Raw genomic sequence first — 22,533 nt, 5'->3', positions numbered from 1 at the left:
CAAGAGGCCGCGATCGGATAGTCGAGTTGCCGGCGGCGCAATGCCCCGCCGGCAATTCGATCAGACGCTGGCGTATGCCAAAACCTCATTGGCTCCGCGATAGATCATCTCCAACGACACGTAAAGAATGATCAGAAGACCAACATAAGCGATCCAGCGGTGACGTTGAAGCAAGCGCGCAATGAAACTTGCAGCAACACCCATAAGGGCGATCGACAGGATCAAGCCAAAAACCAGTATTTCAATATGATCGCGCGCAGCGCCGGCTACAGCCAGCACATTGTCGAGCGACATCGAAACATCGGCGATGACGATCTGCCACGCCGCTTGCGCGAAAGTCTTGCGCGGAGCACCCGCAGCAACTTGCCCGTCACCATCAATATCCCCCCGCAAAAGCGCCTCATTCGCTTCGGTCTCCTCGGCATGGCTGGTGCGCAGCTCCCGCCACATTTTCCAGCAGACCCAAAGCAGCAGGATACCGCCCGCAAGCAACAGACCGATGATCTGCAGCAACTGGGTGGTGGCGATCGCAAAGATGATGCGCAGCACCGTGGCAGCGATAATACCGAGAAGAATGGCTTTGGCGCGCTGATCCTTTGGCAGACCAGCGGCGGCCAGGCCGATGACGATTGCATTGTCGCCAGCCAGGACCAGATCCATCATGATGACCTGGAGAAGCGCTGAAAGTGCGCTGGCACTGAGAAGTTCGCTCATGTGGTACCCGTTTCCATAAATTGGGGGCGCCCAAATTCCGTGAAATATCCGAAATCACAAAGCAACGGCAATCTGCACTTTCGTTTCGAATGCGGACTGAACTGTGAAAAAATTACGGTCGATTATATTCCAGGAAACCAGGCCATCCAGTTGAACACTCAGTCCGACATCGCAGCTCCAAGAACTGCCAGAGGGGCCCGGCCTGATGCGACATTCCTATTCGAATCGCGCCGCGAACTCAAGAGGTCATATCCGGATTCGAAATCAGGCTGTGGTTCGATCCGCTCATCGGCCTCGCCAAATCCCTTGACCTTGAACCAAATTCCCTCCGGCAGAACGCTTACATCCAGGCATGAAAGGCTCTAGGTTCTGCTTGCAATCGAGAGGGAAGCACATGACTGATATTTGGTTTCGTACGGGTGAAGCAACGGTTTTGGCTGCGGAGGGTCAGGTGACCGACGCCATGCCCGAGGTTGTCATCGGCTCGGTCAGGGGGCCGGTCGGGCAGGCATTTGCGTCGATGATGGGACAGGTCAAGGGGCACACACGTATGTTCGTGGTGCGGGATCTCAACCAGGCGGTACGCCCGGCAACGATGATGACCACCAAAGTCACAATCAAGAGCATGGCTTACGCGGAACTGCTTGGCGGGGTCGTACAAGCTGCGATGGGCGATGCGATCGTCGACTGTCTGATCGAAGACATTCTCCCTCGCGAGCAAGCCGATGACCTCTGCATGATCATTACAGTCTGGCTCGATCCCCGCTGCGTCGACGATGAAAATCTCGACCATAAGGATCTTTACCGTACCAATTACGAAGCGACAAAGCTTGCAATTTCCCGGGCAATGACCGGTAAGCCCTCGGTCGAAGAATTGATCGCCAACCGCAAGACAGTCAAACATTACGCGCTGGAAGGCATCATCGATTATTGAACGGTCGGGGTGCCCCGCGGACTACCTGGCTTGGTCCTTAGAACCCAAACGATTTCTGCGGTGGTTGCGGTGATTCGAAATGAACACCCTCCAGCTCGAGCATGCGCGCCTTGGCAACGGAGCCTCCGGGCGCGGAAAAACCACCGACTTTGCCCCCGGCCGCCAATACGCGATGGCAGGGAATAATCAACGGCACCGGGTTCTTGGCCATAGCTTGGCCAACATCACGCGCAGCTTCCGGTCCTGCGCCAAGTTGCTTGGCCAAGGCACCATAGGTCGTCGTATGACCCCAACCCAGCTGCCGTGCCGCAGCGTAGATTTGCTCGAAAAATCCGTCCTGTTCGCCCAGATCGAGCTTGAAGCTGAAAAAATCGATCTCTTCGCCCTCGAAATAGCGCTTTGCCGCGGCCACAGCCTGAAGCACCTGCTCGGAGGGCCGGCCGGGTTCAGCGCCAGGTATCCTGCGGAGCAGCAACCGTTCTGCCGCGTCAGCATTTTTGGTCGGCAACTGAAAGCGTGTGATACCGACGTCACTCCAGGCAATACCGCAGAAGCCACCCGCGGTTTCAAAGATAAGATAATGTTGCACTGTCCGGCCCATCGCACCGCCTTCGCATTTCAACTGCCATAAAAATCGTGCAATCGGCGCGCGAATTCAACCCGATTCTTGCTCTTACAACATCGCAGAAGCCGTCCCATCCCATCATCTTGGTTTCCAATGTTCGATGGCGTCGAAACAATGTGCAAGCCAGCATCTAACTATTTTGATTTAATAACTTGACTCCTTTTATCATATTATTTTATAGCACTCCCTGCGACATCGCTGGCGATTTTACTCGGGCATTTAAAATACAAATGCACGGATGAGAGCCATTTTATTCCTCATTGCAATCATCTGTCACGAAGATATCAAAATGAGAAAAGAAATAAATCTATACGACGACAATACCCTTATCGATGTATTGATACGATATAAGCCAAAACTCCTGAAAATTGCCGAAGGTGTTCTGCATTCCCGCGTGCAATCGGAAGATATATTTCATGATGCTGTCCTTAAGGCATGCACCATGCGGTCAAGCTGCGTCCGCTGTCCGGTCGGCTATGCTTGCCGCATGGTCTACAATCTGGCGTTGGATGAGGCCCGCAAACGGTCCTATGAACGGCTCAACATGACACCCGTCGACGGTATGGAATCCATCCCCGCCCCGAGCGTCAGCGCGCTTGACTGTCTGGTGACTGCCGAAACCTTATGGGAGGTACTGAGCTCCTTGAACAATCTGCCGAAGCGCACTCAGGACGCATTTGTCCGCCATCGCATCGATGGTATTCCACAAAAGGATATTGCCGAAGAACTCGGGGTATCCAGAACCCTCGTCAATTTCATGATCAGAGATGGGCACCGGGCCTGTCAGCAAACCCTCAGCGCAGCTTAGACAAGGGGCGGCTGCGGACAAGTAGCAACGCAAACACCGGTCCACCCAGCAGCGTAGCGACAAGCCCTGTCGGCAATTGCCACGGGAAATAGGCGGTGCGGCCGATGAAGTCGGCCGTTGCCATAAGCAACGCTCCGCATAGGGCCGAGCCCATCAGGTGTGGCAGGCCGCGTGTCAGCCCAAGCCGCTGAGCGAGATGAGGAGCCATCAGGCCGACAAAGCTCAACGGGCCTACGATCAGCGTGGCCACGGCAGTAAGCAGCGCGGCTCCTGCCAGGATCACGACCTGCAGCTTCTTCACATCAACGCCGTGTGAATGCGCCGACAGATCGCCCAGGGCGAATTGCTGTAGCGGACGAACGAGGAGCATAACCGCGATCGCGCCGACGATGGCCAGTGCCGATATTGTCAAGGACATGGCACTACTGACACCATAGGTCGAGCCGGCCATCCAGCTGATCAGTGACAAGGCACGGGGGTCGCCGGAGGCAAGCACGACAGAGATCAGGGCCGTTAGAAATGCGCCCAGTGATACACCAAACATCAGAAACTGGTTACCGGAGTGCGCCGCGCGGCTCATCGCGAAGAGGATAGCGAGAACTGTCCCGGCACCCAAAAAACCGCCGATAAGTCGATGGCCGATGGTCGGTTCCGGTACAACGAACAGGATGCATAGCAATCCGAACGCCGTTCCGGCACTGACACCCAGAACCTCAGGACTTGCCATGGCGTTGCCGGTCAGACGCTGCAGCAGGCTGCCGGCAAGCGCCAGCATAATACCCGCGGAAGTTGCGGCTACGAGCCGGGGAAGCCGCCATGGCAGCAGGGATTGCAGTGTCGCGCCGGTGCTGCTTATCCACGATCCGTCGATTCCCCTGCCGAAAAATATCGCGACCATTGCTACGGCCAGGACGAGAGCGGCAAGCGCCGCTATCAGGATCAGAGGCCGGCTGCTCGCGGCGGGCGACCCTCCGGTCCTGACCGCCGTTTGCAGCGAACCGCCACGGTTCAACATGACGAACAGAAGTACCGGAACTCCGATCAGGGCAGTCGCCGCACCGGTCGGAACATAACTTCCTGTTTTTTCGGCGTAAATTTGCATGATCTGATCAACGATGATCAGCAATCCAGCGCCAATGAGCGGAGCAGCTATGAGCCGGGTATTGATCCGCCGGGCGCCAACGGCCCTCGCGATCGCAGGCGCAGCGAGGCCGAGAAAGCCGATCACACCTACAGCGCTGACCGTGAACGTCGTCAGGGCAACGGCGACAAACAGCGCAGCAGCCCGGACAAACTGCAATTTAACTCCAAGTCCTTGCGCTGCCTCACCAAGCGTCAGGACGCCCAGCTGCCGGACCAGCAGCAACGCAAGCATGGTACAGCCGACAATTTTCGGGAAAAGTCCGGCAACCGAGCGCCAGTCATTCTGGTTCAACGATCCGCCACCCCAGATGAACAGACCTGAAAGATAGTGGTCGTTCATCAGCGTCAGCAGCGTAACGATTGCCGCACAGTAGAGGCCGGTAACCAGGCCTGTCAGGATGACGGCAATCGGCTGGAACTTGAATCGCCATGCGACGGCAAAGACGACGGCCATTGCGGCGAAGCCACCGAAAGCCGTTGCCGTGTCGCGGCTCCAGCCGAGAAGCGCCGGAAACCAAAGCATCGCGACGCCGAGGGCGAGTTGGGCCCCCGCCTCTACGCCCAAGGTGGAAGGTGAAGCGAGCGGGTTGCGCAACACGTGCTGGAAAAGCACGCCGGATAGTCCTAGCGCAAAGCCGCAGACGCAAGACATCACCAGCCGGGGCAATAGACTATAGTGCAGAAGAACCGCCTGGCTATCACCGGCGGACGGCGGCGAAAAGACAGCATGTACTCCGGTGCCGCCGACTAGAGGACCGAGGTTGAACGCCGCGATGGCGGCGGCGATGCACCACAACAAGCCGGTGGCGAACCATGGACGGGCACCAATATGTTTCATGCGCTGCCTTCGACAAGCAATCGGGCAAAACGAGTTGCCGCAGGCAATGTGCCAAACATCAGCACGCTCGCCATACGCCGAACATGGCCTGCTTGCGTAAACGGCATGCTTTGCCAAAGGGGACTGCCCGGCAAGTTTGCCAGCACATCCGGCGGTACAGGATCCATGTAAAACAGCCGCGCGTCGCCAATATCAAACAGATCGGCCATACCGATATCGCCGAATCCCCATTCGTTGGTTGGCCGCGTCCAGGCATTCTCCAGATCGAGACGGTCGAACACATCCTGAAAGATGCCACCGGATCCATATATCCGGATATTGCGTTCGTCGATGAAGGTAATGACTGCGATCTTTCCGAGATGGCTCGTCGCCGCCCGTGCTGCGCGCAGTTCCATCTCAGAGCGCTCGATGAGTGCTTCCGCTTCTGCCGTTCGCCCCAGCATTCGGCCCAGTTCCCGCGTCGCGTCAATGATATGGGGAAACGGTGATGTCCCGAGCGCGTGTATCGGGAACGATTTGACCGGCGCGATCTGTTCAAGTTGTGGCCTGACCCATTCAAGATACGGCGTCGACAAAATCAGATCGGGTCTCAAAAGCTGTAACAGCTCCATGTTGATCTCATGCGAGGAGCCAAGATTGGCCACGTTCGGCGGCAAATGCGGTTCCACCGTCCAGTTCGCCCATCCCGTCGTATCGATCAGCCCGATTGGCGGCACGCCAAGCTCAATCAATGTCTGCGCCAGACCATAGTCCAGCGAAACGACTCTCGGAGCAGAACGTCCACCCTCCGCCTTTGCTGGCAACCAACCAAGCGTTGCCGCCGCACCAAACAGAAAGTCGCGTCTATGCATTGAGGACATTGGCTTAGAGGACGTAACTGATCGGCGTTTGCGTTTCCGGATGCCGGAATATCCCCATACGCACGCCATAAATCGCATCGAGCCTGTCCGCAGTAATCAGCGTCTCGGTCTCGTCGTGAGCCACGAGCTTGCCGCCGGAAAGTGCAATCAACCGGTCGCAATAGCGCGCTGCCATATTGATGTCATGCAGAACGATGAGCACGGAGCGACCGTGATCGTGCGCCAGCTTCTGGATGAGGCGCATAACTTCGATCTGATGATTGATGTCGAGAGCTGAGATCGGCTCGTCAAGAAGCAGGCATTCGGTATCCTGTGCGACCAGCATCGCCAGGAAGGCGCGTTGGCGTTCACCGCCGGACAGCGTATCCACAATACGATCGGCCATCGCCGTCATGGATGTCAGCTCCAGTGCTTCCCCGACCTTGGCCCTGTCATTGCTGGAGAAACGTCCAAGCGCTCCGTGCCAGGGATAGCGGCCGAGAGCAACGACTTCCCTTACGGTCATGCCATCGGTGTCGGGAGTCTGTTGCGGTAGATAGGCAACCTTCCTGGCATATTCCTTGGACCGGAACGATCCCAGCGCCTGCCCCAGACATTCGACGCGGCCGTGCGTCGGCGACTGAAAACGCGCCAATATTTTCAGCAATGTGGATTTTCCGGACCCGTTGTGGCCAAGGATACCGACCACCTCGCCCTGCGGAATGTCCAGCGTCAATGGATGGAGCAGCGTCCGTCCATCGACGTCGTATCCGATACCATTGAGCGAAAAAGCGGATGCGTTCATCACATACTCGCTAGAACTTGGCCGAAAGGGTAGCCTTGACGGCGCGTCCCTCGCCATAGATGCACATCGGCGAGCCATTGTCGTCACCAGCGCACGTCGCGTAGTACTCCTTGTCGAAAACGTTGCTCGCTTTGAGTGAACCCTTCCAGCCATTCTTCTCGTAGCTGATAGCCGCATCCACAAGGGTATAGGACCCGACCTCGATCTGATTGGCGTTGTCACCGAACGAACTGCCGACATAGCGAACACCGGAACCGATATTAAGACCTTCGAATGTCCCGCTCTCGAAGGTGTATTTGGCCCAGAGAGACGCCTGATGTTCCGGTACGAGTGCTGGCCTATTGCCAGTTTCGCCTTCGACGTTGCTCGACGTAATTTCGGCATCGAGATAGGTGTAGCTGCCTGTCAGACTGACGCCGTGAAAGAGGTTCACGACGGTTTCGAGCTCGAAGCCGCGATGCCGCACCTCACCCGTCTGAACCTGAAAATTGGGATCATCGGGGTCCGGCGTCAGCACGTTGGTCTTGGTGATTTCGAAAATCGAACCGGTAACCGTTCCCGGGAAATAATCCGGTTCATACTTCACGCCTGCTTCATACTGCTGGCCCTCGGAAGGCGAGAAGGCCTGTCCGTCAAAGCTTTGACCGATGGTTGGCGTGAAGGATTCAGAATAGCTGATGTAAGGTGTCAGGCCATTATCGAACAAATATCCGAGACCTACCCTTCCAGAGAAGGCACCGTCGGATTGCTCGCTGGTTGAATTGCTCAAGCGGTCAAAGGTCTTGTCCTCGACCCAGGACTGGCGTCCACCCAGAGTAAGCAACCAGTGATCGTCGAATTTGGTCTGCGTCTGTGCATAGAGTCCGACCTGATCGACGGTCTCACGGCGATCGAGATAAATTGGAGGAGAGGGAACATCGATGCCGTAAACGGGGTCAGTGATGCTGAGGCTCGGCCCGGTATCGAAACCATTCTGACCATCAACAGTCTGGCGGTCGTATGAAAGGCCTATCAGCAAGGTATTCTTGATGCGTTTGCCCTCATAATCGTACTGAACACCGGTATCGACGCTGAAGAGCGTTGCCGTTTCGTCAACCGTGAACGCCGTGCGGTTCATGGTGTCATCATCGATCATGCTGGAATAATAAAGATGTCTGTAATCGGTCTCCTGCTGCGAGTAGCGGAGATTTTGCCAGATCTTCCATTCTTCATTGAAGCTGTGCTCGAACTCATAGCCGATGGAGCCGTGGTCAGCATCGAACCGGTCGAAATTCGGATCAGATGCGGTGAAGCTACGAGAGAATTTGGGTATATTCGGGAAAGCCGGACTTGCAATTGGCAGGAATGTATTCGGCGTCAGTTCATCCCACTGGTAGTTGGCGAGAATCGTCAACGAGGTATCGGCGCTGGGTGACCAGGTGATGGCGGGTGCGATGAATACCCGGTTGTTCTTGGAAAAATCCGTTTCCGTCTGCCCATCGCGGAAAAGACCTGTCAGGCGATAGGTCCATACCCCTTCCTTGTCGAGCGGACCGCCCAAATCAATCCCCGTCTCATAGGTGTTGAAGGATCCGTAGCTGCCATAGGCGCTGTAGAGGGGGTCCTGGGTCGGCCGCTTGGTCACGAGGTTGACAATGCCGCCAACCTCATTCGAGCCATAGAGGACGGATGCCGGCCCCTTGAGCACCTCTACCCGTTCCAATCCGTATGGCTCGGCTTTGAAACCAGAGAAGTCGATGGCCTTTTGCGGCAGGCCGTCGCGATAAACGGCGTACGGGCCAATGTCAAAGCCACGGATCAGGAATTGATCGAAGCGGTCGTCAACACCCCAAGGTGAGGCCGTCACGCCGGAAGTGTAGGCTATCGTATCCTCGATCTGCTCCGAGAAACGGTCGTCCATCTGCTCGCGGGTAACAACCGAAATGGATTGGGGGATTTCACGGATCGGCGTGTCAGTCTTGGCGCCTGTCATCGTATTCTTGGCGATATAACCTTTGTCAGGCCCAACAGGGCTGGTATCGCCATCGATGACGATAGTGTTCAGCTGGATTGTTGGCGCTTCCTGGGCAGCTGCGATATTTGCCATCATCAGCCCGGCAATCGACGTCGTCACCAGCAATCGGGCACGACGCTGTCGCCTTGATGAACTGGCTTCGATCCAAATCACTGCCTTGCATCCCCGCATGACACACCCCTTGTAAAAGCTTGACTCTGCTTGATAATTTATATGAGTTCGTTACTCATATTTAAAGATGACTACATTTGTCATCTTATGTGAGTCAAGGCGCGATCGGTAAAATGCCGATTTTTTTTGAAGCGCCCGGCCCAATCAGCAAGAGGCTGTGGCCTCGATGCTACAGACGCGCACCGTGCAGCGCTTGCTGGATATCGCTCCAGATCACTTCCGGCTCCTCGAGACCGACCGCAAAGCGTATGGTTTGCGGATTGACGCCGAAACGAACGAAGGAAGTCATGCGGTCAGGAATCTGCAGCGCCGCCTTTGCTGGAACCACAAGCGTTTCCGGTCCGCCCCAACTGACACCAAGCCGGATATGACGCAAGGCGTTGACGAAACGCGCCACATCGATATCGGGGCTTAGATCGAAGGCGAACAGTCCGGAAAAGCCCGTCAGCGTCTTCTTGCCCGGATGATCGGAAAAAGCGGGATGACGAACGAGGGCAATGTCCGGATGTTGCTGAAGATGCTTGGCGAGCACGAGTCCGTTACGCATATGTTCCTTCAGCCGCACCTTCAATGTGCGCATACCGCGAAGAAGCAGCCAGGCCTCGAAGGGTGATAGCTTTGCGCCGATGTACGGATAGGTCGAGCTGTTGATCTTGGCGATCAAATCGCGCGGACCAACAACCACGCCGGCAACTGTATCACTGTGGCCACCAAGATATTTGGAGGCAGCGTGAATGACGATATCGACGCCATGCTGGATCGGCTTCTGGAACAGCGGGGTTGCCCAGGAATTGTCGATGACAGTCGTAATGCCATATTCCTTGGCCATCGCCGTCAACGCTTCGATGTCCTGCAATTCGAAAACCATCGAGGTCGGGTTTTCGAGGTAGAGCAGCTTCGCGCCGGGCAAGGCAGCACGGACCTCGTCATGATTGGACGGATCGACAAAGTCTACAGTGACGCCAAAACGGGCCAGCAGCTTGACGAAAAGCCGGTAGATATCATTGTAGAGATGCTGCACCGCGACAACCCGGTCACCGGCTTCGACAAGGCTCAAGATCGTTGCTGTTATCGCCGCGGTGCCACTGGAAAAACCGCGCCCGTCCTCGGCACCTTCCAGCCGGGCCGTAAGCAGTTCGAACTCTCGCACCGTAGGATTATCACCGCGCGAATAGATATAGTTGCGGGACCGCCCAGCGAAGACATCCTCCATGGCCTCATAGCTGTCGTAGGTGAACAGGGAGGTCTGAAATATCGGCGGCGAAACCGCGTTGAACGCTGCATTATCGACTGGCGAAAACAGATCGTCCGGCATTTCGGCATTGAATTCCTGCGGTGGCATGGCTTTGTTCATGAGACCCTCTCAGACGCGATGCTGTTGAAACTGGTGATCGGATTGAATGACGACTGGTTACGGAGCTGGCGCAGGGTCATGACAAGGATAGCCAATGACATGAGCGCAGTTAGAGCGGGCGCAAGAAAGAGGCTGGCCAGGACTCCCTGGAATTCAAACCAGTGCGGCAGGATGAAGAGCAGCGGCAGCAGGAAATAGCCGTTCTGCGCAACGCTGATAAATCCCGCCAGACGTGCCCGGCCTTGGGCCTGCAAGAGTACCAGCAATATTTGCCTTGCGCCGAAGAAGACGAACGGGATGTGCGTGACGACGAGTGTCTGCGCCGCAATGTCCGCGATCTGGATGTCATTTGTGAAAATCGCGGCAACAGGATAGCGCAGCAGTATGGCGCCAAGACCGTATATGACGGCAAACATGGACGTGAGCACAAGCAGCGTTCCAGATGCCGAGAGCAACCGAGCGGCATTTTTCGAGCCGCTGGCGAAACTCAACACCGCCTGCCCGCCGAGCGAGAGGCCAACAATCGGCAGCATGCCGAGAGTCAGGACGCGCATTGCAATTCCGACCCCGGCAATGCCGTCGTCCCCACGATAGAATCCGGCGAAAGTGAAGAGCACAGCGAAGCTGATACTGCTCAACATGCTTGTGAGCGTTACCGGCAATCCGATGAGGAGGACCGGCTTGAGAACATCGAGGCGCAGTGCCATGAACCGTGCCGCAACGTGCAAGGTCCCGATCCGCCTGCGGAAGTAGAGGAAATAGGCGCCGAGCGCTGTAAGCTGCGATATGATGGTGGCGACCGCTGCTCCCGCGAGCCCAAAATCGAACCAGAAGATCATGATTGGATCAAGGACGATGTTGAGGGCAAAACAGCCCATCAACGTCCACATGCTGAAGCGGGTGTTGCCCTCTGAAATGGCGATAAAATCCGAAAGTATCTGCAGCATGGTCAGCGTCACTGAAAAGGCGACGATGGCGAGATAGTGTTCGGCCAAGGGCAGAATAGCCTCACTGGCGCCAAAAAGGATGAGCAGCTCACGCTTGAAAAGGAGAATTGCAACCGTCAGCCCGAGCCCAAGCGGTATCGCCAGTGTGACGAGGGTTGACGCCGTGATGCTGGCCCGCCGCGGATCGCCGCCCCCGAGAGCCCGGCCGACGGCTGTGGCAACGCCAACGCCGAGCCCTTCGCCAATTGCTCCGACCATCATCAGGATCGGCAGGACTACGGTGATCGCCGCGATCTCATGACTGCCGATCATGCCGACGAAGACCATATTGATCGTGTGATGGACGGCATTGATCGACAGGCCTGCAACCGCAGGCATGCCGAGCCGGAAGATAAGACGAGACAGTGCCGGATCATTCAGATCATCGGGTGCAAAATAGGACCGCTTCGGCTTCAAGGTCATGGTGCCGGAACCCAGAGACGATCGTCAAAGAAGCGTTCCCGCGTCAACATTACCAGCAATGCCCGCTTATGGGGGAAGTCAAAGTGCTTGACCTTTGCAAAGCCCGAGCGGTCGAGATTGCGGATCTGCTGCTCGTGGCTGGCGCGCGGCTCGCCGACGATGCGCTGTGTACGCGGATCATCGAGAAAGATGAAATGCATCAATGACGGGAGCCAGGCGGTGATCCATCGCTTGCCGCGATAAGCCGGGTCGCCGATAGCGACATGCCAGCCGCGATCATAGTCCTGCGCATCATAATAGGGGCCGAGACGGTTCTCCTTGGCCCAATAGACCTCGAAATACCCGAAAGGCACACCGTCGAAACAGCCGATCAGCGCGAGCATGTGCGGATCATTCAGTCGCTCCTCGAGAATAGCCGCGTGCTTCTGCCTGTCACCAGCATCCTCCCAGATCAAATTGACCTGTTCGTCGTTCATCCAGCGATGGAAATGCTCGAGATCGGCGTCGGGGTCCGCAACCCGAAAAGACAGGCTCTGATCGAGCCATGGAATATAACGGTCGTAGACAATGCCTGCCGGCTTTCGCGGCCGTTTCGGATGATATTGTCCATTGGTCAAGACATACACTTGCGGGTTCGGATAAGCCGGTTTTGCAATCCATGGCGCCGCCCATTGCCAGAACGCTCGCGGATCGATGAACAGGCGATCACCATCAGATGTGCCAAGCGGGAAGTCAGACGCCGGCATATTGCCGACCTCGATAGTCCCGATGTCGCGTGACTGTGCGGTCATGAATTCGATGGCGGACGACAAGACCGGAATTGCGTCGCACTCCTTGAGATCCGGCAAACCGAGTTTCAACCCGTCCGGTGTCGTCTGCACCAAGATCGTATGAACGCCGCTGGCGGTCGAAATCCGCAATGTCTCCGGCGTTGGCTGCACAGCCCTCGTCAGGAAGCGGAATGAGACGGGAAGCCGCTCAACGCGTGTTTCTTTGGCGAGGTTGGATATGAGGGTCATGGCACACTCCGAGCATCACACCGCAACTGTTACCCGCGGCTTTCCTACAGAGACGCGCTAAGCCGGCGTCGATTTAGGCCAATCTTTGAAAAATTTTTCTCCATTCTCGCTTAAATTGAAGGCAACCTCGTCCGTCTCTTCATCATGTTCATCTGTTTGGGAGTCTGCATGATGTCTGCAGGAGAGCTACTGCCGGAGACTTGGCCAGAAACCTGGCCCGAGACCTGGAGCGTCGTTCGCGACCGCGAAGACCGCTATTCCGTCTGGGCTGACGACAAGGCGCTGCCTGCCGGTTGGAGCAGGGAGCCGATCAGCGGCACGCGTGATGAGTGCCTGCAAAAGATCAAGGAAATCTGGATTGATCCAAGGCCGCTCGGCCTGCGTCAGGCCATGGCTTAAGCCCTACGCTCGCAAATTCAGATAATGGACCGGTGAAAATATGAACAAGCTATTCGCACCCAATCAGGCGAACGATACCGTCGTGTTGGATGACGTTTCTCGCGGTGTCTCCGACAGCTTTCCTTTAAGCCTTGCACAAAAGCGCATCTGGTCGCTTGAGCAGATCGGCAACAGCACCGTTTTCCCTTTGCAGGTTCTCACCCTCGGCTGGAACACCTCCGTTACACCGGATCAATTGCAGCAGGCGGTGGCGCAACTGGCAAAACGTCATAGCGCTCTGCGCACACGCTTCCGCCGTTTCGCCGGGGGGCGTATCGAACAATTTTCAGACCTCGGCGAAACTCCGCCGACAGAGACGCTTGGAAGCGACAGCAATCCTCTGACAGCAATTGAAGCGGCAGAACACGCGGCCGAGTTTATCTCCCGCTCTTTTAATTTGCTCAGCGGCGTATCCTCCCGCTGCCAGTTGATCGTAACGGCGCAAGGCACGCTGAAATCGACCATCGTCCTCCATCCGATTGTCTGCGACGATGCCGCTCTCTCGATCCTGCAACGGGACCTGATCGCGCTCGTCAACAATGAGGCACTGGCCCCGGTCATCGACGACAACCTGTTGCGCGGGGCCCGCGAAGAAGAGTGGCTTGAGACGACCGATTTCACCACTGCGCTCGCGCAATGGCGCAATCTGATCGGCGAGGAATATACCGCAACGACTTTGCCGACACGTTTCAACGCGACCGGCTATGCGGGTGCCAAGCGCCACCACCGCCCGTTCGAACTCGATTCAACACTATGGACCAGTATCAAGCTCTACGCGAAGCAGCACGAGCTGAAGACGGATCTCGTGCTGTCCGCAGCATTTGCAGTTCTCCTCGCCCGTTACAGCGGCTACTACAGCTTGCAGCACGGCGTCCTTCTAGCAAACCGGGATGCAGAAGGACGCGGGCAAATCGTCTGCCGCGTGGAACAGATTTTGCCGCTCAAACTCGAGCTAACCCCCAGAGCACGCGTGCTCGATGTTTGCCGTGTGGTGGATTCCGCAATTGCAACTGGCAGGCGCAATCTGGTGCCGTTTGAGCGACTGGTGCAGGAAATCCAGACGCATGAGGAGCGGGAACAGGATGCGATAGTCAAATCGCTGTTCGAGTTCCGCGAACCCCGCGCGCAATCCGATCTCGCGCCGGGTTCGTCGTTTACCCTCGCCCCACGTTCCGATATCGAGCTTGCGCTCGTTGTTTCACCTAATGAATCGGGCGGGTTGGATGCGCTGTTCGACTGTGCGGAGGATATCTACGAACCGGGCTTGATCGAGCGGGCCTCTATCCATTTTTGCCGGATCCTGGCCCAAGCCATCGGTGGGACGGACATCCGGATCAAGGATATCCAGCTCATTGACGAGGATGAACTCGACATCCTCTCCGCTCCTTATGAGGATGAGGGCGTCAATGACGATCGCCCCGTGCACGAACACATTGCCGCCCATGCGGCACGCACGCCGGACAAGACAGCCATCATCTATGCCGACGAAGTCTGGAGCCACGCCAAGCTCGACCAAAGCGCCAACAGACTTGCACATCATTTGATCAAGCTCGGCGTTGGTGCCGACATAAGCGTTGCCATCGCGGTGAAGCGCTCGCCGGAGGCCATTGTCGGCATCCTTGCAACGCTGAAAGCAGGCGGTGCGTATATTCCGGTGGAGCCCGATCACCCGACAACGCGCAATCACCATATCCTGCGCGATGGCGGGGTGAAGGTGGTCCTGACCAACAGCTGGCTGCTCGATCGCATTCCTGCCGGACTTGACGCTATCATTCTGGAGCTGGACAAGCTTGACCTGAGCGAAGAAGCCGACACAGCCCCTGATGTGCAGGTACACAAGGACCAGCTCGCCTATATTATGTATACGTCCGGTTCGACCGGACTTCCCAAGGGAGTGGCCGTCGAACACGGTCCCCTGACCCACCATATGCAGAATACCTCCCGCGTCTATGGCATGAGCGAGGTATCACGCGAATTGCCATTTCTGCCCTTCAGTTCCGATGGCGGGCACGAACGATGGATGAATCCGCTTATGGAAGGCGGTAGTATCATCCTTCCCGACCAACCACTTTGGACCCCGGAAGAAACGTTGACAGCGATGCGCAAGCATGGTGCCAACAATGCCAGCATTCCGACGACCTATCTCCAGCAGCTGGCAGAATGGGCCGATCTGACCGACAGCGCGCCCCCAATGCGGCTTTATTCGTTTGGCGGCGAGGGACTCGCCCAGCAGACTTTCGATCTTTTGTCGAAAGCCCTGAAGTCGGAATGGCTGATTAACGGATATGGTCCCACCGAAACCATCATGACGCCGATGGTCTGGAAAGTGCGGGCTGGTCAGAAATTCGAAGGGACCTACGCGCCGATCGGTCGCGCGGTTGGCAATCGCCGCGTCTATGTGCTTGACCCTGATTTGAACCCCTGCCCCATCGGAGTGACCGGTGAACTTTATATCGCCGGCGAAGGCATGGCCCGTGGCTATATCGGCAAGCCTGACATTACCGCCGACCGTTTCATTCCCGACCCGTTTTCAAAGGAAGGCGGACGCCTCTATCGTTCCGGCGATCTCACGCGCTGGCGCGAGGACGGCACGGTGGAGTTTGTCGGCCGCGTCGACCATCAGGTGAAACTGCGGGGCTACCGCATTGAACTCGGTGAGATGGAAGCTGCACTTTTGCAACAGGATGACGTTGGCGAAGCGCTCGTCGTTCTGCGCGACGACGATGCGACCAGGCAGAAGGTGCTCGTCGCCTATGTGGTGCCAAAACAGGGAAGACAACTGGAGATCGTCCATATTCAATCGGCGCTCGAGCGTGCCCTGCCCGCCTATATGGTTCCCTCTGCGATCGTTCCGCTCACGAGCATGCCGATCAATCCGAACAGCAAGCTCGATCGCTTCGCACTGCCGGCGCCAACACCCCTCTCGCGAACGATCATCGAGCCTCAAAACGCGGCGGAAGCAGAAGTTCTCGATATCTGGCAACAGATCCTGAGCGTCAGCCCAATCAGCGTCGAGGACAACTTCTTCGCCATCGGCGGCAATTCACTGGGCGCCATCCGGATTCTTTCCGCGTTGCGTCAGCGCAAGCCGCAGAACCGCACCACAATTGCCGACCTCTTCAACAATCCGACAATTCGCTCCTTCGCCAAAGTTATTGAAGCCGGCAACGATCAGGCTGGGAGCGAGGTCATTGTGTTACGCGCTTCGGGCACAAGGCCCATGCTCTATTGTTTCCCAGGTCTGCTGGTCAGCACGCGCGAATATGTCAAGCTGGTCGACTATCTCGGAGCGGACCAGCCCGCGACCGGCTTCATCTGCTATTCGCTCTCCGAGCAAAAGCAGATCGGTGCCTCGGTCGATGAGATCATCGAGAGTTATGTCGACTACATCAGGAGCCACAGCAAAGGCCAACCTTGCTATTTTCTCGGCTGGTCATGGGGCGGACTGCTTGCCTATGAGGCGGCGCGCAGGCTCGGCGACGAGATCGATCTGCGTCTGATCACCATGGTCGATGTCTGCGACCTCGGAACCGAATTCGCCATTGGTTCCACGCCGCGATTCAAACCCGGTGAGCGCGACCAATTGCACCAGATGGTGCAGGAGTGGCTATCGCAAACTGCGATGCGCGCCGAATGGGACCGGCTGCTTGGTGTCATGGACGCCGATACCTACGACCAGTTCCTGCGTTTCGTCGGCGACGAGAAGGATAAACTTCCAACAGATGGTCCCGATATCAGCAGTCGCGAACACACATTCTGGATCCTGATCGACAATGCCCTGATCTTCCGGCGTCATCAACTGCAACCTCACAATGTACCCATCCACTCCTGGGCGGCAGACGACAGTCTGAACCGGGGCCTCAACCTCATTGATTGGCGCCGCTATTCCCCTCGAGCCAACCCTGCGGAAATCATCTCCGGCACCAACCATCTGCACGTGATCGGCGCCCAGGCGTTTCACAGCCGGCTGGCACACCGGCTGAGTGAAGCTCTTTGACCAACGCGTCACCGAAAGGAATTCTGATGACTGCGATGTTTGCAAACAATGATCGTCCCGCCAGCGATACCCTGGATTTGGCCGGTATTGGTATCGGACCTTCGAATCTCAGCCTGGCATCGCTCCTCGATGGCGTCGGGAACGTCAGGGCGCATTTCTACGAGAGCCGTGCAAGTTTCGATTGGCACCCGGGCATGATGCTGCCGGATGTCGAACTGCAATCTTCCTATTTGAAAGACCTCGTCACTCCGGTCATGCCGACCAGCCCATGGTCGTTCATTTCCTACCTCGTAGCGCATAAGAGGCTCTACGCCTTTCTCAACGCCCATTATGATGCGGTGCCCCGACGTGAATTTGCCCGGTATCTCGAGTGGGTAGCTAGCCGGCTCAAAAACCTCCGTTTCAACGCTACCGTGCGAGAGGTCAGATTCGACAGGGATAAATTTCTTGTCCAATTTGATGGCAGTGCGGTAACCGCCAGAAATCTTGTGCTCGGTACGGGAACTACACCATCCGTACCGTCCTGGGCGACACCCTTCCTCGGTGAAAGATGTTTTCACAATTCGGAGGCAAAGCACCGCCTGCCGGGCCTCAAGGCGTCGCGCATTGCGGTTATTGGCGGTGGACAGAGCGGCGGTGAAGTCGTGGAAGCACTACTGAACTCAAAGTCAGCTCTTAAAGAACTCAACTGGTTCAGCCGCCGGCATAATTTCGAGCCCATCAACGATACGGCATTTTCCAATCAGGTCTTTTCGCCGGAATATGTCTACGCCTATCTCAATCTCAACAGCGACCAGAAACTGGACGCACTGAAAGCTTCGATCCTGACGAGCGACGGGCTATCTATTTCGACAATCAACGCTATCTACCGGCGACTTTACAGCCTGCGCTACCTGGAAAACCGGAACCTCGAGGCGAAACTTTCGCCCAACCGCGATGTCATCCAGGTGGAAGCCGACAAGGATGGCTATCGCCTGATTGTCCGCAATCGTTTTGATGGGGGCGTTGAGGTCGCCCATGCCGATGCAATTGTCCTGGCGACGGGGTATCAGTTCAAGCTTCCCGACGCATTGGCCGGTTTAGAGGACCGCATTCAGTTCGACCGTCACGATAGGCCCGTCTTGGACGACAGATACTGCCTCAATTGGAGCGGCCCAAAACAGAACCGGATCTTTGCGCAGAATGCGGGACGGTACAGTCATGGGATTGCTGACTCGCAGCTGAGCCTCATGGCATGGCGCAGCGCGCATATCATCAACGCGCTCGTGGGCCGGCCGCACTTCGATCTGGAGCCGCACGACTCGCAGGTGAACTGGCTTTCGAGCGGACATGACGCTCGGGGGCTGGACATTGCCGTCGACTATTGACGACCAACCGGGGCGGCAAATTCACGCTGACGAAAGAGCAATTCCCCTCCCCCCGACTGGGCTGAAACAGCAATCAAATGACCGGAGGGGGCAAGAAAAAGGCGGTGATGCCACAAGGCGTCATCGCCGCCCGGCATCTTATCCATGCGAATAGCGTTTGTCTGGTGATCCAACCGGATATTCAGTTGTTCCGGCGCTGCGGTCAGGCCGGTGCCTGTCGCCTTGAGGTAACTCTCCTTCAATATCCAATAGCTCAGAAGCCGGGATTGACGCGCCGGGCCGCGCAGCACCGAGAGCATCTCGGACTCTGCCGCCGAGCAAAACAATGAAGCCGTCCCGGGTTCAATCACCGTCGTGAGGGCTTCGACGTCGATACCCAGTGCCACGGCGTCCCGGCTGATCGCGAAGGCCGCGAACCCTTGCGTATTGGACAGATTGAAGGTGATTCCGTCGGATTGCCCGGCAAGAGCGGGTTTGCCGTGCAGTCCAGCGACGATGTCCAGGTCGGCGATCGGCACGCCCGTATAAAACGAGAGGACCGACCGCTGCAGGTAGCGCCCCGCCATGAACGCTCGAGCAGCTTTTTCAAAATGAAAGCTCGCAGCTCGCGCCCGATCGTCGGGGACCAACGCGACACTTATTCTGGTCCAGTCCGTGTCAGGCCCATAGGCCCACCACCAGATATCAACACCGGATGCCACTCGATCAACGCGAACACCTGGCAAATCCGACAGGGAATCGCACGGCAGGAACATGACTATATTCTTCTGACGGCGAATGCATTCTGGATCGCACGATTGACCGCAACCGGCAGCAAAGACATGTGATTCTCACCGGGATGGATTTCAAACTGCGACTGTATCGGCTGGCCTGGCAGGCTGTTCAGCCGCTCCATCAGTTCCATGGCGTTGATATCGTTCAGCGTGACTTTCTTCTGTTCGAGCCGCTCAGCCTCGTCGGCTGCACCAAGCTGAAACGGCGCGAGTTTGTCGGTTTCGTACTCACCGCAAGAGAGGAACAGCTTCGCGTTCTCCCTCGTCTTCGGGGCGGCAACAAATGACGCATAGAATTGATCGATCACGCGGTCTTCCCAATAGATCGATGGACTGGCGGCGATCCAGGTTGTAAAGGCCGAAGGCCGAGTGAAAAGACTGTACAGCACGAAAAGACCGCCGAAGGAGTGGCCAAAGAGCGCTTGGCGGCTCCGGTCGATCGGATGCGTTGCCTCGACGACCGGTTTTATCTGTTGCTCGATAAGCTCCAGGAATTCATGGGCACCGCCGGTTTTCACTACCGGGCTGTTTTCGTAGAATGGCGGATAGGTTCGACCGGGCGGCGGGCTAAGATCCCAGGAGCGGCGCAGGGGATCATATGCAGCGTCGACGGGATAACCGATCGTCACAATGACTCCATGGCCGACATTCGTACCGCTCGGATAACTCGCCTGCGCCCGCATGACATCGGCTGCCGTGCCGATCACCGCATTGCCGTCCGTCATGTAAAGCACCGGCCAACCCTGCTCAGGTGCTTCTCCGGGCGGAGAATAGACAAATATCCGGTAGACCGCGCCGTTTCCATCGGAAATCACATCGTGAAATGTTGTATGTCCGACCAAGGCGGGCGATGAATTCGGAAATGCTCGCATAGATCCATCGCTGTGGGATTTCGGTAGAGGTCTGCTCATGGAGCGGCCCTTGCCGTTTCAGTTATAAAACATGACTGATTTCGTCAATATTTTATTTCGCGAAACCATGCGCAATAAAAAGGCCGGTGCGAACACCGGCCTTTTTTGTTGGTTCCAATGGTTCAGGCTATCTTCTCTCGAACCGGAAGTTTCCAACCCGGCCGGATGAAGTGGCACGTATAGCCGTTCGGAATGCGCTCGAGATAATCCTGATGCTCGGGCTCGGCTTCCCAGAAATCCCCTGCAGGTGCAACTTCCGTCACCACCTTGGCAGGCCACAGGCCCGAGGCGTCGACATCCTCAATGGTGTCCTTTGCAATCCGCTCCTGCTCTTCCGACGTATAGTAGATCGCCGAACGATAGCTCAGCCCAACGTCATTGCCTTGACGGTTACGTGTGCTCGGATCGTGGATCTGAAAGAAGAACTCGAGTATTTGCCGATAGCTGATGCGGTCGGGATCAAAGATGATCTCGATGGCCTCCGCATGGGTTCCGTGGTTACGGTAGGTTGCATTCGGCACGTCGCCGCCGGAATAGCCGACGCGTGTCGAGATGACACCGTCATAGCGTCGGAAAAGATCTTGCATTCCCCAGAAACAGCCGCCGGCCAGCACTGCCCGTTCTTGTGTCATTGGATGTCCTCCATTCATTTGTGATGGAATCTGCAGCACCTTATGCCTTTGAGGCACACTCTGTCACTGCATCGTTTTGGTAGAGATGTCGGGATTGCGGCTCGAGAATTCAATCCCGGCACCCGCGAGTTGAGGCCTGCCTTGCGCAATCAACGCAGCCAGAGGGGACGGTTCCCGAGGGTCGGTATCGTAGACGCATGGCGAAATCAGTACTGCCATGCCGATAAGGGATAGAATGGCAAATCGCATGATGTGTCTCCTTCAAAGTTTTGGCCTCGGGCCTGTCGCCCGAGGCATGGCCATCTGCGGTCAGCCCTGCTTTGCCATCGGAGCCGACACAGTCTTGGCGGCCTCTTGGCCTTTCGCCTCGGCCAGCAGATCCTGAATCACCTTCTCGGACTCCTCGTAGTCGCCTTCACCGAAATGGTGGTACCTGATCTGGCCCTTGGCATCGATGAAGTAGTGGGCTGGCCAATAGCTGTTGTCGAACGCTTTCCAGATGGCAAAATTGTTGTCGATCGCGACCGGGTAATCAATCTTGAATTCGTCTATGGCCTTTTTGACGTTTTCGATCTTGCGTTCGAAGGCGAATTCCGGCGCGTGCACGCCAATCACGACCAGGCCCTGATCCTTGTACTTTTCCGCCCAGGCCCGAACATAGGGCACGGTGTGGATGCAGTTGATACAAGCGAATGTCCAGAAATCGACCAGCACCACCTTGCCGCGAAGCTGCTCTGTCGTGAGTGGCGGCGAGTTCAGCCACTCGACTGCTCCATCGAGTGAAGGAAACTGGCCCTCAACCGGCAGATCGCTGCGGAATGCTTGGCTGGAGTTGAGCGCAAGCTGAGGACCGTCAGTTGTGACCGTTGCGCTAGCTGATGCCGGCTTCTTGGTATGCGATCCGTCTAGAAGTGCCTGTTCTATCCTGCTCGTTCCGACTGCTGAAAGCCGCGCAAGCAACCCGGTGTCGGCACCAAAACCAATGGCGGCAACACCTGCAAGTACCGCAATGCCCAAGCCGCGGCGCACCCACTCACCCGCTCCAAGCGATTGCTTCATGGCCGTGAACACGCGGCCACCGATGAGCAGTGCCAAGCCCAGCGAAGTTGCTGCGCCCGCCGAATAGGCAAGCAGAAGCAAGGTTGTCTGGACATTCGCACCCTGCAGGGCGGCACCGGTCAGAACCAGCCCGAGGATTGGGCCTGCACAGGGCGCCCACAGCAAACCCGTTGCAACACCGAGAACCAGCGAACCACCGGCCGTCGGCATCGAGCGTGGTCCACCTGTCGCGTTCAACAGCCTGTTGGCCAACGCAACGACGGGCCGTGTCAGGGTTGTTGCAAGCCGCGGCGAGACGAGGGTCAAGCCGAAGATCGCAAGCAGCCCGATTGCAGCGTAGCGACCATATTCATTGGCGTGAACCGCCCAGCTGCCGCCGACCGCCGCCAGTGTCGCGACAAGAGCGAAGGTGATCGCCATGCCCGCGAGCAGCGGCAGCGTGCTTTTGACGAACGGCTGTTCGGCCCGTGCGAAAACGAATGGCAGGACAGGCAGGATGCATGGGCTGAGGATTGTCAGCACGCCTGCAAGGTAAGCAATAACCGGAAGGGTCATCATCGTATCCTTTGGATCGTTAAAGGAGCGCCGAAGCGCAGCGGCCGAAGTTCGACCGTTGCGGGGACAAGACGCCTGCGACGTATCCCGCATGTGTCTCAACCAGCCAAAATTGTAAGCCAATGTAT

General features: G+C 57.0%; 18 protein-coding genes and 1 pseudogene. 5 read left to right on the top strand and 14 right to left on the bottom strand.

The features are described 5' to 3' along the window. Positions 1 to 60: 60 nt before the first annotated feature. Positions 61 to 714, bottom strand: a complete 654-nt coding sequence (locus J2X72_RS17215; RefSeq protein ID WP_210002770.1) for a TerC family protein — start codon at positions 712 to 714, stop codon at positions 61 to 63. 394 nt (positions 715 to 1,108) lie between these two features. Between J2X72_RS17215 and fae the strand changes: the two genes are divergently transcribed. Further along, positions 1,109 to 1,648: a formaldehyde-activating enzyme gene (gene fae / locus J2X72_RS17210; protein ID WP_210002768.1), complete on the top strand. Its 540-nt coding sequence runs from the start codon at positions 1,109 to 1,111 to the stop codon at positions 1,646 to 1,648. Between the two features lie 37 nt (positions 1,649 to 1,685). Here the strand turns inward: fae and J2X72_RS17205 are convergent, their stop codons facing one another. Next, the gene (locus tag J2X72_RS17205; RefSeq protein ID WP_310073825.1) at positions 1,686 to 2,249 is read right to left on the bottom strand and encodes a methylated-DNA--[protein]-cysteine S-methyltransferase; all 564 of its coding nucleotides are present in this window, start codon (positions 2,247 to 2,249) and stop codon (positions 1,686 to 1,688) included. Between the two features lie 313 nt (positions 2,250 to 2,562). On the opposite strand from J2X72_RS17205, the gene J2X72_RS17200 reads away from it, so the two are divergent. Then, positions 2,563 to 3,081, top strand: a complete 519-nt coding sequence (locus tag J2X72_RS17200; protein ID WP_310073822.1) for a sigma-70 family RNA polymerase sigma factor — start codon at positions 2,563 to 2,565, stop codon at positions 3,079 to 3,081. On the opposite strand, the gene fhuB is transcribed toward J2X72_RS17200, so the two are convergent. From fhuB to J2X72_RS17165, 7 genes are all read right to left on the bottom strand, one after another. Next, positions 3,068 to 5,062 (bottom strand): Fe(3+)-hydroxamate ABC transporter permease FhuB, encoded by a 1,995-nt coding sequence (fhuB, locus tag J2X72_RS17195; RefSeq protein ID WP_310073820.1) that lies wholly within the window; start codon positions 5,060 to 5,062, stop codon positions 3,068 to 3,070. The genes J2X72_RS17200 and fhuB overlap by 14 nt on opposite strands. Then, entirely contained in the window at positions 5,059 to 5,913 is an 855-nt protein-coding gene (locus J2X72_RS17190; RefSeq protein ID WP_310073818.1) for an iron-siderophore ABC transporter substrate-binding protein, read from the bottom strand. The genes fhuB and J2X72_RS17190 overlap by 4 nt, the downstream gene beginning before the upstream one ends. Before the next feature lie 13 nt (positions 5,914 to 5,926). After that, positions 5,927 to 6,706 carry an ATP-binding cassette domain-containing protein gene (locus tag J2X72_RS17185; RefSeq protein ID WP_210002759.1) on the bottom strand — a complete coding sequence of 260 codons (780 nt, stop codon included), beginning with the start codon at positions 6,704 to 6,706 and terminating at the stop codon, positions 5,927 to 5,929. A gap of 10 nt (positions 6,707 to 6,716) precedes the next feature. Continuing rightward, on the bottom strand, positions 6,717 to 8,873 hold the full coding sequence (locus J2X72_RS17180) for a TonB-dependent siderophore receptor (RefSeq protein WP_310073815.1): 2,157 nt from the start codon (positions 8,871 to 8,873) through the stop codon (positions 6,717 to 6,719). 187 nt (positions 8,874 to 9,060) lie between these two features. Beyond that, a complete protein-coding gene (locus tag J2X72_RS17175; RefSeq protein ID WP_310073813.1) occupies positions 9,061 to 10,245 on the bottom strand; it encodes a PLP-dependent transferase in 1,185 nt (394 codons plus the stop codon). Beyond that, positions 10,242 to 11,654: an MATE family efflux transporter gene (locus J2X72_RS17170; RefSeq protein WP_310073811.1), complete on the bottom strand. Its 1,413-nt coding sequence runs from the start codon at positions 11,652 to 11,654 to the stop codon at positions 10,242 to 10,244. The genes J2X72_RS17175 and J2X72_RS17170 overlap by 4 nt, the downstream gene beginning before the upstream one ends. Beyond that, complete coding sequence (locus J2X72_RS17165; RefSeq protein WP_310073809.1) at positions 11,651 to 12,673, bottom strand: GNAT family N-acetyltransferase; 1,023 nt, start codon at positions 12,671 to 12,673, stop codon at positions 11,651 to 11,653. Before J2X72_RS17165 ends, J2X72_RS17170 begins: the two co-directional genes overlap by 4 nt. A gap of 168 nt (positions 12,674 to 12,841) precedes the next feature. Between J2X72_RS17165 and J2X72_RS17160 the strand changes: the two genes are divergently transcribed. From J2X72_RS17160 to J2X72_RS17150, 3 genes are read left to right on the top strand one after another with little or no spacing between them, the layout of a single operon-like run. Further along, positions 12,842 to 13,072 carry an MbtH family NRPS accessory protein gene (locus J2X72_RS17160; RefSeq protein WP_310073808.1) on the top strand — a complete coding sequence of 77 codons (231 nt, stop codon included), beginning with the start codon at positions 12,842 to 12,844 and terminating at the stop codon, positions 13,070 to 13,072. A gap of 40 nt (positions 13,073 to 13,112) precedes the next feature. Next, positions 13,113 to 17,108, top strand: coding sequence for an amino acid adenylation domain-containing protein (locus J2X72_RS17155; protein ID WP_310073806.1), 3,996 nt, complete (start codon positions 13,113 to 13,115; stop codon positions 17,106 to 17,108). 26 nt (positions 17,109 to 17,134) lie between these two features. Then, entirely contained in the window at positions 17,135 to 18,475 is a 1,341-nt protein-coding gene (locus J2X72_RS17150) for a SidA/IucD/PvdA family monooxygenase (protein ID WP_310073804.1), read from the top strand. Here J2X72_RS17150 and J2X72_RS17145 read toward each other — a convergent pair. The 5 genes and pseudogenes from J2X72_RS17145 to J2X72_RS17125 all read right to left on the bottom strand — a co-directional run. After that, a complete protein-coding gene (locus J2X72_RS17145; protein ID WP_405044734.1) occupies positions 18,469 to 19,230 on the bottom strand; it encodes a 4'-phosphopantetheinyl transferase family protein in 762 nt (253 codons plus the stop codon). The genes J2X72_RS17150 and J2X72_RS17145 overlap by 7 nt on opposite strands. Positions 19,231 to 19,232: 2 nt before the next feature. Next, the gene (locus tag J2X72_RS17140; RefSeq protein WP_310073800.1) at positions 19,233 to 20,159 is read right to left on the bottom strand and encodes an alpha/beta hydrolase-fold protein; all 927 of its coding nucleotides are present in this window, start codon (positions 20,157 to 20,159) and stop codon (positions 19,233 to 19,235) included. Between the two features lie 122 nt (positions 20,160 to 20,281). Continuing rightward, positions 20,282 to 20,791 carry a peptide-methionine (S)-S-oxide reductase MsrA gene (gene msrA, locus J2X72_RS17135; RefSeq protein WP_210002743.1) on the bottom strand — a complete coding sequence of 170 codons (510 nt, stop codon included), beginning with the start codon at positions 20,789 to 20,791 and terminating at the stop codon, positions 20,282 to 20,284. Positions 20,792 to 20,854: 63 nt separating this feature from the next. Continuing rightward, positions 20,855 to 21,040: a hypothetical protein gene (locus tag J2X72_RS17130; RefSeq protein WP_210002741.1), complete on the bottom strand. Its 186-nt coding sequence runs from the start codon at positions 21,038 to 21,040 to the stop codon at positions 20,855 to 20,857. 69 nt (positions 21,041 to 21,109) lie between these two features. Beyond that, positions 21,110 to 22,405, bottom strand: a pseudogene (locus tag J2X72_RS17125) (cytochrome c biogenesis protein DipZ); the annotation flags it as partial. Between the last annotated feature and the right edge of the window lie 128 nt (positions 22,406 to 22,533).

Source organism: Phyllobacterium sp. 1468, assembly GCF_031455525.1.
Lineage (GTDB): Bacteria > Pseudomonadota > Alphaproteobacteria > Rhizobiales > Rhizobiaceae > Phyllobacterium.
This window is presented reverse-complemented; position numbering and strand designations above follow the sequence as displayed.

Bases quoted from the DNA above. Each gene is read 5' to 3' on its own strand.
- J2X72_RS17205 (WP_310073825.1), bottom strand. From the start codon at position 2,249: ATGGGCCGGACAGTGCAACATTATCTTATCTTTGAAACCGCGGGTGGC.
- J2X72_RS17215 (WP_210002770.1), bottom strand. From the start codon at position 714: ATGAGCGAACTTCTCAGTGCCAGCGCACTTTCAGCGCTTCTCCAGGTC.
- fhuB (WP_310073820.1), bottom strand. From the start codon at position 5,062: ATGAAACATATTGGTGCCCGTCCATGGTTCGCCACCGGCTTGTTGTGG.
- J2X72_RS17190 (WP_310073818.1), bottom strand. From the start codon at position 5,913: ATGCATAGACGCGACTTTCTGTTTGGTGCGGCGGCAACGCTTGGTTGG.
- J2X72_RS17155 (WP_310073806.1), top strand. From the start codon at position 13,113: ATGAACAAGCTATTCGCACCCAATCAGGCGAACGATACCGTCGTGTTG.
- J2X72_RS17160 (WP_310073808.1), top strand. From the start codon at position 12,842: ATGATGTCTGCAGGAGAGCTACTGCCGGAGACTTGGCCAGAAACCTGG.
- msrA (WP_210002743.1), bottom strand. From the start codon at position 20,791: ATGACACAAGAACGGGCAGTGCTGGCCGGCGGCTGTTTCTGGGGAATG.
- fae (WP_210002768.1), top strand. From the start codon at position 1,109: ATGACTGATATTTGGTTTCGTACGGGTGAAGCAACGGTTTTGGCTGCG.
- J2X72_RS17170 (WP_310073811.1), bottom strand. From the start codon at position 11,654: ATGACCTTGAAGCCGAAGCGGTCCTATTTTGCACCCGATGATCTGAAT.
- J2X72_RS17140 (WP_310073800.1), bottom strand. From the start codon at position 20,159: ATGAGCAGACCTCTACCGAAATCCCACAGCGATGGATCTATGCGAGCA.
- J2X72_RS17145 (WP_405044734.1), bottom strand. From the start codon at position 19,230: ATGTTCCTGCCGTGCGATTCCCTGTCGGATTTGCCAGGTGTTCGCGTT.
- J2X72_RS17200 (WP_310073822.1), top strand. From the start codon at position 2,563: ATGAGAAAAGAAATAAATCTATACGACGACAATACCCTTATCGATGTA.
- J2X72_RS17130 (WP_210002741.1), bottom strand. From the start codon at position 21,040: ATGCGATTTGCCATTCTATCCCTTATCGGCATGGCAGTACTGATTTCG.
- J2X72_RS17150 (WP_310073804.1), top strand. From the start codon at position 17,135: ATGACTGCGATGTTTGCAAACAATGATCGTCCCGCCAGCGATACCCTG.
- J2X72_RS17185 (WP_210002759.1), bottom strand. From the start codon at position 6,706: ATGAACGCATCCGCTTTTTCGCTCAATGGTATCGGATACGACGTCGAT.
- J2X72_RS17175 (WP_310073813.1), bottom strand. From the start codon at position 10,245: ATGAACAAAGCCATGCCACCGCAGGAATTCAATGCCGAAATGCCGGAC.
- J2X72_RS17165 (WP_310073809.1), bottom strand. From the start codon at position 12,673: ATGACCCTCATATCCAACCTCGCCAAAGAAACACGCGTTGAGCGGCTT.